This window comes from Shewanella sp. SNU WT4, assembly GCF_006494715.1.
In the GTDB taxonomy this organism is placed as follows: domain Bacteria; phylum Pseudomonadota; class Gammaproteobacteria; order Enterobacterales; family Shewanellaceae; genus Shewanella.
In genome coordinates, this window is the sequence record NZ_CP041151.1 from 2,683,265 (window position 1) to 2,697,927 (window position 14,663).

Annotated in this window: 10 protein-coding genes; 4 read left to right on the top strand and 6 right to left on the bottom strand. The window is 43.5% G+C overall.

The features are described from left to right. Positions 1 to 140: 140 nt before the first annotated feature. Positions 141 to 2,510 carry a phosphoenolpyruvate synthase gene (ppsA, locus tag FJQ87_RS12020; RefSeq protein WP_140932834.1) on the bottom strand — a complete coding sequence of 790 codons (2,370 nt, stop codon included), beginning with the start codon at positions 2,508 to 2,510 and terminating at the stop codon, positions 141 to 143. Between the two features lie 125 nt (positions 2,511 to 2,635). On the opposite strand from ppsA, the gene FJQ87_RS12025 reads away from it, so the two are divergent. The 4 genes from FJQ87_RS12025 (at position 2,636) to FJQ87_RS12040 (ending at position 6,219) form a co-directional block, all read left to right on the top strand. Then, a complete protein-coding gene (locus FJQ87_RS12025; protein WP_140932835.1) occupies positions 2,636 to 3,448 on the top strand; it encodes a pyruvate, water dikinase regulatory protein in 813 nt (270 codons plus the stop codon). Between the two features lie 225 nt (positions 3,449 to 3,673). Further along, positions 3,674 to 4,747 (top strand): 3-deoxy-7-phosphoheptulonate synthase, encoded by a 1,074-nt coding sequence (locus FJQ87_RS12030; RefSeq protein WP_140932836.1) that lies wholly within the window; start codon positions 3,674 to 3,676, stop codon positions 4,745 to 4,747. 175 nt (positions 4,748 to 4,922) lie between these two features. After that, complete coding sequence (locus FJQ87_RS12035) at positions 4,923 to 5,345, top strand: acyl-CoA thioesterase (protein WP_140932837.1); 423 nt, start codon at positions 4,923 to 4,925, stop codon at positions 5,343 to 5,345. Positions 5,346 to 5,559: 214 nt separating this feature from the next. Then, positions 5,560 to 6,219, top strand: a complete 660-nt coding sequence (locus FJQ87_RS12040) for a response regulator transcription factor (RefSeq protein ID WP_140932838.1) — start codon at positions 5,560 to 5,562, stop codon at positions 6,217 to 6,219. A 6-nt stretch (positions 6,220 to 6,225) separates the two neighbouring features. Here FJQ87_RS12040 and FJQ87_RS12045 read toward each other — a convergent pair whose 3' ends face one another. From FJQ87_RS12045 to FJQ87_RS12065, 5 genes are all read right to left on the bottom strand, one after another. Continuing rightward, entirely contained in the window at positions 6,226 to 8,127 is a 1,902-nt protein-coding gene (locus tag FJQ87_RS12045; RefSeq protein WP_140932839.1) for a monovalent cation:proton antiporter-2 (CPA2) family protein, read from the bottom strand. Beyond that, positions 8,124 to 8,726 carry an NAD(P)H-dependent oxidoreductase gene (locus tag FJQ87_RS12050; RefSeq protein WP_276613140.1) on the bottom strand — a complete coding sequence of 201 codons (603 nt, stop codon included), beginning with the start codon at positions 8,724 to 8,726 and terminating at the stop codon, positions 8,124 to 8,126. Before FJQ87_RS12050 ends, FJQ87_RS12045 begins: the two co-directional genes overlap by 4 nt. A gap of 119 nt (positions 8,727 to 8,845) precedes the next feature. After that, positions 8,846 to 10,111: an APC family permease gene (locus tag FJQ87_RS12055; protein ID WP_140932840.1), complete on the bottom strand. Its 1,266-nt coding sequence runs from the start codon at positions 10,109 to 10,111 to the stop codon at positions 8,846 to 8,848. Positions 10,112 to 10,211: 100 nt separating this feature from the next. After that, positions 10,212 to 11,021: an alpha/beta hydrolase-fold protein gene (locus FJQ87_RS12060; RefSeq protein ID WP_140932841.1), complete on the bottom strand. Its 810-nt coding sequence runs from the start codon at positions 11,019 to 11,021 to the stop codon at positions 10,212 to 10,214. A 71-nt stretch (positions 11,022 to 11,092) separates the two neighbouring features. Next, a complete protein-coding gene (locus tag FJQ87_RS12065; protein WP_140932842.1) occupies positions 11,093 to 14,512 on the bottom strand; it encodes a PAS domain-containing hybrid sensor histidine kinase/response regulator in 3,420 nt (1,139 codons plus the stop codon). Positions 14,513 to 14,663 lie beyond the last annotated feature (151 nt).

Below are 14,663 nucleotides of genomic sequence, written 5' to 3' on the forward strand. Positions count from 1 at the left end.
CAAGCACAGCGCCGTTTAGGCTTAATAGTTAACCTGTTATCGCACATGGTCGCAATAATTTACCAACAAAAAAGCCGCAAAATGCGGCTTTTTATAAAAATAATCAATAATTAGCTGAAGTTAACTCGCGAGCTTATTGATTATTTGGCACTTCCTGCTAAATACAACCAAGTATCTATCACGGTATCAGGGTTAAGCGACACGGTATCAATACCTTGCTCAACTAACCAAGCAGCAAAGTCGGCATGATCCGATGGGCCTTGACCACAAATACCAATATAAGCGCCTTTGGCCTTCGCGGCTTTAATTGCCATAGACAATAACACTTTAACGGCCTCATCACGTTCATCAAATAAATGACTGATAATGCCAGAATCGCGATCTAAACCTAAGGTGAGCTGAGTTAAATCGTTAGAGCCGATAGAGAAACCATCAAAATGCTCGAGGAATTGATCAGCCAATAAAGCGTTCGATGGTAATTCACACATCATAATGACACGTAAGCCATTTTTACCACGCTCTAAACCTTGCTCTTTAAGCAAAGCAATCACTTGCTCAGCTTCAGACACAGTCCGCACGAATGGGATCATGATTTCGACGTTAGTCAGACCCATATCATGGCGCACGCGCTTAATTGCTTCACACTCTAATGCGAAACAATCGCGGAACGAATCAGAAATATAACGACTCGCACCGCGGAAGCCCAACATAGGGTTTTCTTCTTCTGGCTCGTATCGGTCACCACCGACTAAGTTAGCGTATTCGTTAGACTTAAAGTCAGACATACGCACAATCACTTTTTTCGGATGGAAAGCTGCGGCGATAGATGCAATACCTTCAACCAGACGAGCAACATAAAATTCTACTGGAGATGAATAACCTGCAATCATCTCAGTAATTTCTTCTTGCAACTGCGGCGTTTGCGTATCAAATTCCAACAAGGCTTTAGGGTGGATACCTATCATACGATTGATGATAAATTCCAAACGCGCCAAGCCTACGCCTTCATTTGGTAAACGGGCAAAATCAAATGCACGGTCTGGATTACCGACGTTCATCATGATTTTCATCGGTAAGCTCGGTAAATCATCCACCCGATTAGTGATAATTTCAAACTCTTGCTTACCTTCATAAATGAAGCCGGTATCGCCTTCAGCGCAAGAGACTGTCACTAATTGGCCGTGCTTGATGCGAGAGGTGACATCACCACAACCCACGACCGCTGGCACACCTAATTCACGGGCGATAATCGCCGCATGACAAGTACGACCACCACGGTTAGTCACAATAGCGCTAGCGCGCTTCATGATAGGCTCCCAATCAGGGTCTGTCATGTCAGTGACTAACACATCACCAGGCTGAATTTGATCCATATCAGCAATCGATTTCAATACCTTAGCAACACCACTACCGACTTTATGACCAATAGCACGGCCTTCAGTAATGACCGCGCCACGGGTCTTTAAGTGGTAACGTTCAATCAATTGCACATCTTCACGGCTGCGAACAGTTTCTGGACGCGCTTGCACTATGTACAGCTTGCCATCGTTACCGTCTTTCGCCCATTCGATATCCATAGGACGACCATAATGCTCAGCAATAATCACAGCTTGCTTAGCAAGTTCCATCACTTCCGCGTCAGTGATTGAGAATTGACGACGCAGACTCGCATCCACATCTTCAATCTTGACTTGCTTACCGTGAGAAGCATCGTCCGAATACACCATCTGGATAAGCTTACTACCGATATTACGGCGCACTACAGCTTGATGGCCAGCTTTTAAACTTGGCTTATGCACATAGAATTCGTCAGGGTTAACCGCGCCTTGTACGACCATTTCACCTAGGCCGTAAGATGAGGTAATAAATACTACATCTTCATTGCCAGATTCAGTGTCGATAGAGAACATCACGCCCGATGATGCTTTGTCAGAACGCACCATTAATTGGACGCCCGCTGACAAGGCAACACCGTGGTGCTCATAGCCTTGATGAACGCGATAAGAGATGGCTCTGTCGTTAAACAAAGAAGCAAATACATGTTTTATCGCAACAATAACTGCGTCATAACCTTTAACGTTTAGGAAAGTTTCCTGTTGACCTGCAAACGAGGCATCAGGCATATCTTCTGCAGTGGCAGAAGATCGTACAGCAAAAGAAGCATTGTGGGTTTCAGAAGCGAGTCGAGCGTAGGCTGCTTTTACTGCCTCTTCTAGTGTCGACTGGAAAGGGGTTTCGATGATCCATTGTCTGATCTGTGCACCGACATTTGCCAATTCTTTGACATCGTCCACATCCAGTGTGTTTAGGACATCATATATCTTCTGGTTAAGTCCGCTTTGTTCCAGGAATTCGTTAAAAGCAAACGAAGTCGTGGCAAAACCACCGGGGACTTGTACGCCTGCATTTGCTAAGTTACTGATCATCTCACCAAGTGAGGCATTTTTGCCACCCACTAGATTGACGTCACCCATGCCTAATTCCTGATACCAGAGTACATATTGCTGCACAGTTCTATCTCCGCATGTTTATTTCGTTGGCCCCTTCACACCGGGGCACGGACATTTTACACTCCATGACAATTAGCGTAAATGTATAATTTTGTTTGTAATTTTATTACTACAATGAGGTCAGAATGTCGCGTAAAGTATTTTATATATCAGATGGGACGGCGATCACAGCCGAGATTTTTGGGCACGCAGTACTTTCCCAGTTTCCTATTACATTTGATGCACTTACAATTCCGTTTGTGGAGACAGTTCAGAAAGCAGAGTCGGTGAAGAAAACAATCAATGATAGTTTTATTACCACAGGTGAACGCCCTTTAGTGTTTCATTCCATCGTAAAATCGGAAATTCGCGACATAATCTACTCCAGCGAAGGCCTAGATTATGATTTTTTAAACACCTTTGTGGCACCACTTGAGCAACAATTAGGCGTTCAAGCAACACCAGCTATGCATCGCACCCATGGTAAAAGCAATAAAAGCTATGACACCCGTATTGATGCGATTAATTACGCCATGGATAACGATGATGGCCAAACCATGAAAAACATGGATAACGCCGAAATTATCTTGCTTGGCGTATCGCGCTGCGGCAAAACGCCATCTAGCTTGTACTTATCCATGCAATTTGGCATTAAAGTCGCCAACTACCCTTTCACAGAAGATGATATGGATAGCTTACGATTACCTGAAGATCTTAAACGTAATAAACATAAGTTATTCGGCTTAACCATAGAACCCAGCCGTTTACATGAAATACGCCAAAGTCGTCTTGAAAATAGCCGTTATTCATCGCTGCGCCAATGTCGTATTGAAGTCAAAGAAGTGGAAATGCTTTATAAAAAGGAACGCATTCCTTTTTTGGATACCACCAATCAATCCGTTGAAGAAATTGCCGCCAAAATTTTAGATATGACAGGAATGAAACGTCATATGTTTTAGCATTTCACTCAATATTGAATGATAGGTATAAATCAGTCGTCGCGCGTAAAAGCTAAATTTACGCACGATGGCTCTAACAGATACTTGTCATTGGCAGCGATTAATCGAAATAAATTGAATGCCTGCCTAAAATTCAAACAACTGAGACTGTGCATGACTGTGATATTCGTTATAATCCTGCGCAATATGTTTTAAATTGACTTGCTTTCAAGTCTGGTAAATTGAATGACCACTAAAACTGACGAACTACGCACATCTCTACTTTGTAAAGTTATTTCCCCAGCTGAACTGGCGACGGAATTTCCTTTAACACAAGGCGCAGCTGATTATCTGCTTGCGCAACGTCGTGAAGTTGAGGCCATTTTATCTGGAGCCGATCAGCGTTTGTTGGTCATAGTAGGCCCATGCTCGATTCATGATACTAAAGCTGCGCTGGATTATGCCGCGCGTTTAGCCAAGCTACACCATGAATTGAAAGACGATATCTGCATATTAATGCGCGTGTACTTTGAAAAACCTCGCACTATCGTTGGCTGGAAAGGGTTAATTTCTGATCCGGATCTCGATGGCAGCTTTAGCCCTAATAAAGGTCTTAAACTCGCACGTCAATTATTGCAGCAAATTACTGAGTTACGTTTGCCAATCGCCACTGAATTTCTAGATATGGTCAATGGCCAATATATCGCTGATTTAGTGACTTGGGGCGCTATCGGCGCACGCACCACTGAAAGCCAAGTCCACAGAGAAATGGCTTCGGCCTTATCTTGCCCTGTCGGCTTTAAAAACGGCACAGATGGGAATATCGACATCGCTGTTGATGCAGTGAGAGCAGCGCAAGTGCCACATATTTTCTATTCGCCTGATAAAGATGGCCAAATGTCAGTTTACCGTACTCACGGTAATCCATATGGACACATCATTTTACGCGGCGGCAAGCAGCCTAATTACTTGCCATCCGATATCGAGTTTATTCGTGAGCGTTTGCATAATGTGGGCTTAACCGAGCGAGTAGTGATTGATTTTAGCCATGGCAATAGTCAAAAACAGCATTTGAAACAACTTGATGTTGCTGATTCCATCATGGAGCAAATGCGTCACGGCAATACCGTCATTGCTGGTATCATGGCAGAAAGCTTTATTGAAGAAGGCACTCAGAAAGTTAAACCTAATAAGCCGTTAGAGTATGGTAAGAGTATTACTGATGCGTGCTTACATTGGGCCGACTCTGAAGTGTTACTGCGTAAACTTGCAAGAGCTTCTCGTGATCGCATCAATTTACTCAAGCAAGCGGAAGTTTAACGTTAGAACCCACTGATAAACTTAAATTAATGCTTGCTAAAAACCCCTGTTAATCAGGGGTTTTTATTATCTTATATTCGTCGAACCTTAGGTTTATCACGACCCATTCATCACTCAAACTGACTATTTGCTTTATACTGGCACTCTTTTTTATCAGTACCAATAAGGCCGCAGTATGCCATTGACGCAAGTTCGCACCGGTTGCTCTAACGCGATTGAACAACGTATTAATCAATCTGAATCGCGGGTCATTAAAGCCGTGTTTCCTTCCATTACTAACCATCATAATACCCTCTTTGGTGGTGAAGCCTTAGCGTGGATGGATGAAACAGCCTTTATCGCCGCCACTCGCTTCTGCCGTAAAAACTTAGTCACAGTAAGCACAGATAAAATCGATTTTAATAAACCTATTCCTGCTGGCAGCTTAGCTGAAATTATTGCTAGGGTTATTCATGTTGGTAATACTTCGCTTAAGGTTGAAGTGAATATCTTTATTGAGGATATGTATAGCGATCATCGTGAGCACGCGATTCGCGGGGTATTTACCTTTGTTGCCATGGATGAAAACCGTAAACCGACAAAAGTACTGGCGGAATAATTACACTTAAATGTTTGTTTAGTCTTAGTCATCGTATGAGTGTGCAGAAGAGGACATTAGCGCACTCATAGCTACCAGCTCTCCACTCGATCTGAAGAGTCACGCTTTTAGTTATCAATTAAAATCTAAATTTGCTCAATTTTTTTATGTTATCAAGGATCTTTTCTGTTACATTAAAATCACCTTCGAGTGCAACCATAACTAATATAAAGCCATGAAGCTTGAAAACTTAACTATCATTATTGCCGATGATCACCCGTTATTTCGCAATGCGCTGCGCCAAGCGTTAACGAATGCTTTTGCAGATACTCAGTGGTTTGAAGCAGACAATGCCGATGCATTACAGCAATTGTTAGATGTATCGCACATCAATTACGACTTAGTATTACTCGATTTACAAATGCCTGGCTCCCATGGCTATTCCACGTTAATTCATCTTCGCAATCACTTTGCTCACATACCTGTAGTCGTGATTTCCGCCCATGAAGACAACCTCACCATTAGCCGCGCAGTGCATTATGGCAGCTCTGGATTTATTCCAAAATCCGCGTCAATGGAGACCTTATGTGAAGCCTTAACCGCGATTTTGGATGGCGATATTTGGCTGCCAGCGGGCGTAGAGTTACATGCCATTACCGATGATAATCAAGACCCTATGGCCAATAAACTCGCAGAACTCACGCCACAGCAATACAAGGTGTTGCAAATGTTTGCCGAGGGGTTATTAAACAAACAGATAGCTTATGACTTAGGGGTGTCAGAAGCGACGATTAAAGCTCACGCTACCGCCATTTTCAGAAAACTCAATGTCCGTAATCGCACCCAAGCCGTTATTGCCTTGCAACAACTTGAGCGTGATAAAGTAGATATTTAGTTCACATTAATGATTATCGCTTGGCGCCTGATAATCCTTAGGGGGGGGAGCCCACGACCGATGCGGCCCATGGGGCTGCTCAACTTCAGATAAGGTTTCACTCATAGCGACTTCCAACTGTAAAAATAAGTCCTTAAAATCAGTACTATATTTGTCATCCGCTGAAGATTTACGCCACAATTCAAACAAGAGCTTTTGATGCTTAGCTTCTAAACTCGCAAAGGTCAGCTGCTTATTTCTCGCTTGAAATGGATGTTCACCCAAACTAATTAGGCTTTGCTTGGCCATTTCTAAGGCCGAATAATAAGTTTCAGAAACCACAAAATCAGCGCCAGCCAGTTTAAGCCGATAGCCATGACCGCGGTCATAGGCTCGCACAAATACTTTTATATGTGGATAGGTCATTTTGACATATTCCACTAAGCTAACGGCTTGCTCCTTGTTATCTATGGCCACCACTAATAATGCGGCCTCGTCTATGCCAGCTGTGTGTAACAGGTCAGGGCGGGTGGCATCACCAAAAAAGCTCTTCATATTAATTCGCCGCATTAGATCCACTTGCTGCGCCTGATGATCCAATACCACAGTAGAAACACCACTTGCCACCAGCAAACGATTGATTATTTGTCCAAATCTACCTATACCAGCAATAATCACTTTACCTTTGATATCAATATCATCAGCATCACGTTGATTAGTATTATCTCGATACTTGGGTAAAATATACTTGTCATATAAGACAAATAGCCCTGGGGTTAAAAACATTGAAATAGCCACCACCAAAGATAGTAGCCCACCAATATGGCTATCGATCACTTGCTGCTGCTGGGTAAAGGCTAATAACACGAAGCCAAATTCTCCCGCTTGCGCCAAGCTTAAGGCAAATAACCAGCCATCAGATTGACGCACGGAAAACAATCTCGCCAGCACTAATAACACTAAGGCTTTAATGACTATTAAGCCTAAAACAAGCAGTAGCACTAAGAAAAATTCTGAAAACAATAAGGAGAAGTTAATATTAGCGCCAACTGTCATAAAGAACAGCCCTAATAACAAGCCTTTAAATGGCTCAATATTTGACTCTAATTCATGTTTAAATTCAGAGTTGGCAAGCACTACGCCAGCTAAAAAAGTCCCCAGTGCTGGGGATAAATTCACTAGGCTCATCAAAGCGGCGATACCGACAACTAGCATAAGTGCGGTCGCAGTAAACACTTCTCTTAACCCCGCACTCGCCACAAATTTAAACAATGGTCGACTAAGGTAATGACCACCTATCACTACCACAGCAATTGCGCCAACCACAACGCAGGTATATGCCCAACCAGATAGACCCGAGACTATGGATAAACTCGGCGAAACCGCCTCTTGAATATTACTATGATGTCCAAATTCGGCCACAGCCAATAATGGCAACAGCGCTAACATGGGGATCACAGCAATATCTTGAAATAGTAATACGGAAAATGCGCTGCGGGCACCATGGGTTTGACTTAGGCCTTTTTCACTAAAGGTTTGCAATACTATGGCGGTTGACGATAAGGCCAAGATTAAACCAATAGCGAGCGCCGTTTCCCATGCTAAGCCAAAGAATAAGCCTCCATAAGTTAGCGCAATAGCTGTTAGTACTAACTGTAGCCCGCCAAGACCAAGTAACTTATGGCGCATTTGCCATAACATTCTAGGTTCCAGTTCAAGCCCAACCAAAAACAACATCATCACCACACCAAATTCTGCAAAGTGTTGAATCGTTTCAGTTTCTTGCCCAACCAATCCAAAAATTGGACCGATAAACACCCCTGCAATAAGATAGCCTAGTACCGAACCTAGGCCCCAACGCTTAGCTAAAGGCACAGTAATCACTGCCGCGAACAAATAAATAAATGCTTGTATAAAATAATCCGTCACTGTGATTTATCCTTCAACCCAGCCAACACTTCGCTAAGGTTTGATGCTTGCCCGGCATGATTTACGCAAGCGATTAAAAATTCCTGCCAATGATGTAAATGACTCGCTAAGCGTTGATCTTCTTTGGCAAGCCCTGCGCCATATAACACTAAGGGTTGATGATATTGCATTTGGGTTAAGCGTGCTGTTTGTTCAATAGGGAGTAAGTAATTGGCTATTGGATAGTGGTTATCGCCTGTAACGCTATAAGCACTCGCTTGAGCTCCTGCCGAAATGGCGCAAATAAGCTGTTTACCCACTAATGAATTTCCCCCCTTACCGTAGGCAAAACCGTATTGCAAAATCAAATCTTGCCATTCTTTTAACAACGCTGGCATTGAATACCAAAACAAGGGAAATTGAAAAATAATCACTTGATGATCAAGTAAGCGCCGCTGCTCAGTCACAATATCAATATGAAAATTAGGATATAAAGCATAAAGATCAATCGCTGTGACGCCATTAATAGTGGACGCAATATCAAACATAGGACGGTTTATTTCCGACCTATGCATAGCTGGATGGGCGCAAATAACCAATACGGAGGATGTTAATGACACAGAGGGTTCATCCTTGCTAGTTTTTATGGAAAATTGAATGACATTCAAATAGCTTAATTTATGACTGCACTAAATTTATTACGGCACTCAATTAATCAGTGCACTGTGAGTCGCGCTCATTAATCATGGCTATGGCGCACTCCACCCAACCAAGCGCTCACTAATAAACTCATCCCTAAAATAATCAACGCTGTATATTGGAAAGTGATAATAAGATTGTAAATAAACATCACCATGATCAATACCATCAGGCTGAAACCTAATAGCAATAAGATTTTATTGGCATGCAACACCAGTCTAAGGCGCCAAGCACAAATAAACACAGCTAAATAACACAGCAGAAATGTCGCGCTGGCAACATAAGCCAGAGAGGCAAGATCAACAAAATTGGTCAATATCAAAGTCACTGCTAACACCAAATACATACCGAGGCTAATTGAAGCACCCCCTTTTTTAAACATCTTAGGCAGCAATCTTTGTTCCACTAAATCATCACTGACATTAAATAACGCAAAGATATTGGCTATGACCGAGGATGCCGTGGCAATTAAGGCCGCAAGTAGCACCATAATAAAACCTGCATTACCTAGTACGGGCTCCGCGGCTTGAGCAACTGCAGTATCAGAGTATTTTAATAATTGCGCAGGTGATACATTACCAAGCACCACCAAAGACAACAAGACGTAAACAACCATGACTAATAAGATGGCTAACATAAACGCCCGTGGCATTGTTTTTTCTGGATTTTTAACATCGGCAGCGGCATTAGCCATCATGCCATAACCTGAATAAGCAAAAAATGCTAAGCCTAAACTCGCTAATAGATTGACCATAGGCGCTGCTTGATGAACAACCAATTTATCCGGTTGCAATTGCCAACTGCCAGCCACCACAAACACCGCCAAAATGGCGAGTTTAATGGCTACTAACCACAATTCCACCCGACCTACAGCTTTAGGGCCGATAACATTAAGCCAAGTTAAAATAATAATACCAGCCGTTGCGATACTATCGCCAAGTACCACACTTTGCGACTCATGGGCAAATCTCGCGCCATAAGCACCAAACGCCTTAGCAACCATAGCAATCGTCAGCACTAAGGTTACAAAGAATAAAATGGCTAAGGCATTGGCCAGGCGTTGTGACGGTAAACCAATTCTAAAATAATAATTTACGCCGCCTTTATTCGGAAAATGAGCACTTAAGCGCGCATAAGAATAACCAGAGAGAACGGCTGCAATTCCGCTAATGATGAACACTAGGGAGGTTTGGGAACCCACTGCCATGGAAATTTGTCCTAATAGAGCAAATACCCCTGCCCCTATCATTGAACCTATGCCTAAAGCCGCGACACTGAATACTCCAAGTTGCTTATGAGAATGCATCTAACTCACTAATTGTTATTCGCAAGGATCTGCAAAGGATAGTCCAAATCAGCTAGGCAGATAATGAATATTGGGATAGCTTGACATGAAACATTCACCATCAACTGTAGAGCCGATGAAATTGCATATGTGATTCAATTACTGACATGGTAAACCAATGACTAGCGTCATAATTAAGATGCATACGGTAATCAAGTGGATAACCAATTTTTCTTGCTTGTTCAATCAAAGACGCAGTGCCTTGCATATCTTGTTCTGGATCCAATTCTGCTTGCGATATCAATACCGGCCGTTGATTCACAGCAAGCGCTAGTAATTCACAGACATCGTATTGACGCCAACTACCATTTTGCTCACCTAATGATTCGTTAAGGATTTTACGAGTTGAAAAATTGTTGGCTGGACAAATAATCGGATTAATCGCTGAAATGGCTTTATACCGTTTATGCTGACTTAAGCCCACCACCAGCGCGGCATGGCCACCCGCCCCAATACCACCAATGGCGCGATAATCTTGCACTTGGAAATGACTTTCAATCACTTGTGGCATTTCTTTATGAATGAAATCGAACAACTGATAATGCTGTTGCCAAGGACACTTAGTGGCATTGAGATATAAAAATGGACTCATGCTTCGACCAAGCAGACTCGAGGCAGGAATACCCGCAAGGCTGACTACCACCATTTTATTACGCGCAGCTAACGATAATAACTGACCACAGCGCATAATATCCTGATCATCTTGACCGCAATCAGCCAGCCAATAAAGTACAGGTAAACGTGTCGTTTCAGCGCTAGCAGGTAAAAAAAGGCTGAAGAAAACATCAGTTTCAAGGCAGTCGGCATGATATCGATAGCGCTTGAGTTTACCGCCACAGCAAAAATAATTACTCAGATTTTCCAGGATCATACGCCCTCCAAAATCTAAGTATGGTTGAGTTTTTATCTCTTGCCTGAAAGCTTAAATTGAATATCTGCTAGCTATCTTTGCACTAAGCTCGATATCAAGGCGCGCAGCGCCGCGGGTTTAACCATCTTGGCCATGTAATGAAACCCTTTCGCGCGGACGTCATCAATTAAGTCCTGACTGGTATTAGCGGTAATTAATACCCCTTGAATATCGACGCCATAATGGGCACGAATGGCGTCCATAGCATCTAACCCATTTTCGCCTTTATCTAATTGATAATCGGCAAGTACAATGTCAGGATCTATGCCTTTTAAGCCTAAATTGATTTTAGCCTCTGCTAAATTTGGCGCGCATACGACTATGCACTGCCAGCGCGACAATAAACTACTCAGCCCGGCCAAAATCGCTTCTTCATTATCGATGCATAACACTTTAACGCCGGCTAAGGTCGGCATTAACGGCCTAATGATTACTGGCGCCGCTACTTTATCTTGACTGCCAAGAGGTACCACTACCGAGAACATGGAACCTGAACCATAGACTGAACTCACTTTAAGCTCGTTATTAAGTATGATACTTAAGCGCTTAGCTATGGCTAAACCTAACCCTAGGCCGCTCACTTGTTCACTGCCACTTTGATTTAAGCGCTTAAATTCCCTAAAAATGTCTTGAATATACTCATGTTCAATTCCGCAGCCAGTATCTATTACTTGAATTTCCACGTTATCACCTCGGCGACGGCATCCCAGTAACACTTTACTACCGCGAGCATAACGATAAGCGTTAGTCAGAAAATTCTGCAAAATACGCCTTAGTAAAGCGATGTCGCTATGCACCACTAACGAGGATTTAACTAGAGTGAAATCAATATGGCAGTCAGCCGCCATAGCACTAAATTCTACGCCCAAGTTATCGAGTAAATCGGCAATGGCAAAATCCTGACGGTTGACTTCAACCGTGCCGGAATCAAGTTTTGAAATATCGAGCAAATCGGTCAGCAGTTCGCCTGCAATTTTAAGAGATTGATTAACATGTCCCACTGTTTTGCGCGCTTCATCATCCAGCGCCGAATATTGCGCTAACGAGGCGGTAAATAAGCGCGCAGCATTCAGAGGCTGCATTAAATCATGACCAACGGCGGCCAAAAATCGACTCTTAGAGGCATTGGCTTGTTCTTCATGGGCTTTGGCCGAAATTAGCTCAGTGTTGAGCAAGGCTAATTCCCGAGTACGCTCAGATACCCGCACCTCTAACGTTTCATTCATTTCACGCAGTGCCTGCTCTTGATGGCGGTATTGAGTAATGTCAGTAAAGGTCATCACAAAGCCGCCATTAGGCATAGGATTGCCTTGTATCTTAATAACCCTGCCATCTCGGCGCTTACGCTCTGAACTATGCGCTGAGCCGTCTTTCATATGCTGCATCCGAGTGCTCACTTGCTGCTCAACATCGCCAGGTCCACAATATCCCCGCGAAGCGTTAAAGCGAATGACGTCACTAATTCCCATTCCGGTTTTTAAAAAACCCTCTGGGTATTGATATAACTCCACATATTGTTTATTCCACGCCACTAAGTTGAAATCTTTATCGACCACACTCATGCCTTCGTAAGCATGCTCGATGGCGCCTCTTAGCATATCTTGGCTAAGAATAATTTTAGTAGAAGCGTCATCCACCAAGTTCATCACTTCATCTAGGCCTAACTCGCGTCCTTCTAACACAGTATCCATCACCAGCGCCGCGCTAGAAGCACCTAACACCCGTGCCAACATGTGTTCGGTATGTTCCACTAAGTTATCGGGGGCTGCTTTGTGCCAACTATCGGGACTCACAGCATCCGCAGAGAAGCGACTAAAACTTTCATAGGCTTTAGTGGGTGATACAAAGCGGCTCGCAAGGATCAATAAGTCTTGCTGCGAAATTATCACTTGGCGTTTAGTTTGAGTGCGCTTGAAATTATTAGGACTCACAAAGCTACTGGCCTGAATACGCTCAGCCACGCCAGCTCTAAACCACAAGGAACCTAAAATATAGCCGCCAGCATTGGCGATAAGCGCCCACAAGGTATCACTGACTTCAGGAGTAAAACTGTCAAAGGTTAAGGCTGAATTGATGGCCAATTGATGGGCATTCATGCTATCGATTAAGATAAATCCCCAGAGTGTAAAACCTGTGGCAAGTCCGAGAAAGACACCTTTGCGGTTGCCTTTTTTCCAATATAAACCGCCAATAACAGCGGGAGCCAATTGGGCGAAAGCGCCAAAAGACAACATTCCCAGACTGGATAAACTGTCACTATCACCTAGCCATAAATAATGGATATAGCCAAGCATTAGGATCAGCACGATGGAAATTCGGCGGCTTTTAAGCAGCATTTGTGAAAACTGACCAAAACTTTTTTGATTAATACCGCCAGTGCGTAGCATCAGTGGCAGTAACCATTCATTACTCATCATGGTACTGATAGTCACTACAGCCACAATGACCATGCCCGTTGCGGCCGATATGGCGCCAAGCAAGGCAATAACTGCCAACCAAGACATGTCATGTTTAAGCGGTAAATTAATCACGTAAGTATCAGGGGCAACGCTCGCCCCAAGTAATAAATTACCAGCCAGCGCGAGCGGCACCACAAAAATTCCAAATAAGACTAAGTAAGCAGGGAAAATCCAGCGACTACGCCTTAACATGCTATCGCTTTCACATTCAACGACCATCACATGAAATTGCCGCGGTATGCATAAGAAAGCAGCCATTCCCACAATTAACTCAGGCAGCATATTACCGATATTAAGGCTAGAACCATGGATCAAACCTTGCGCGCTGGCCTGGCGCCAAATATCACCTATGTCGTTGAACATATAAAAACTAACGACTAGCCCAAGTAATAAAAACGCCGCGAGCTTAACCACGGACTCAAAGGCAATGGCAAGCATCATCCCAGGGTTATGTTCGGTCGCATCCAATTTACGAGTGCCAAATAAAATCGCAAATATGGCCAGCAGCGCACTAATCACCAAAGGAACCAATACATTATCGCTGGGTGCCTGGGTTTGAAATAATGCCAGGCTGGCAACCATCGCCTTAAGTTGCAAGACGATATACGGCATGATGCCAATCACGGAAATTAAGGTAACGAGCGCTGCTAATTTTTGGGACTTGCCATAGCGAGCGGCAATAAAATCAGCAATTGAGGTGATGTGCTGCGCTTTAGAGACCAACACCATTTTGCGCAAGAGACCAAAACCAAAAGTAAAAATTAAAATTGGGCCTAAGAAAATGGGAATGTAAGACCAAAGATCGTTGGCGGCTTGACCGACAGTGCCAAGAAAACTCCACGACGAGCAATAGACAGCAAGGCTCAAGCCATAAATGATTTCTCTGATCCGCAGTGGCAACCGCCCGACTCGACGCTCACCTGTGTACGCTAAGACGAACAGCAAACACACATAGCAAATGGCAATTACACCTACGGCCAACGTCAAGCTCATGTCATTTTCCTTGGAGAGAGAATCGCATCGATTGTGCGGTAAAAAGCGAATAAAATCTAGTCAACAAACGTTTGCAACAGGCTAAAAAATAAAGGAAAAATGGCACTAGACCAAGGTCTAATGGAGTTGAGCCGCAGTGCATTGGATACTC

Coding starts and splice junctions, on each gene's coding strand:
- FJQ87_RS12025 (WP_140932835.1), top strand. CDS start 2,636: ATGTCGCGTAAAGTATTTTATATATCAGATGGGACGGCGATCACAGCC.
- FJQ87_RS12055 (WP_140932840.1), bottom strand. CDS start 10,111: ATGCATTCTCATAAGCAACTTGGAGTATTCAGTGTCGCGGCTTTAGGC.
- FJQ87_RS12035 (WP_140932837.1), top strand. CDS start 4,923: ATGCCATTGACGCAAGTTCGCACCGGTTGCTCTAACGCGATTGAACAA.
- FJQ87_RS12060 (WP_140932841.1), bottom strand. CDS start 11,021: ATGATCCTGGAAAATCTGAGTAATTATTTTTGCTGTGGCGGTAAACTC.
- FJQ87_RS12030 (WP_140932836.1), top strand. CDS start 3,674: ATGACCACTAAAACTGACGAACTACGCACATCTCTACTTTGTAAAGTT.
- FJQ87_RS12040 (WP_140932838.1), top strand. CDS start 5,560: ATGAAGCTTGAAAACTTAACTATCATTATTGCCGATGATCACCCGTTA.
- FJQ87_RS12065 (WP_140932842.1), bottom strand. CDS start 14,512: ATGAGCTTGACGTTGGCCGTAGGTGTAATTGCCATTTGCTATGTGTGT.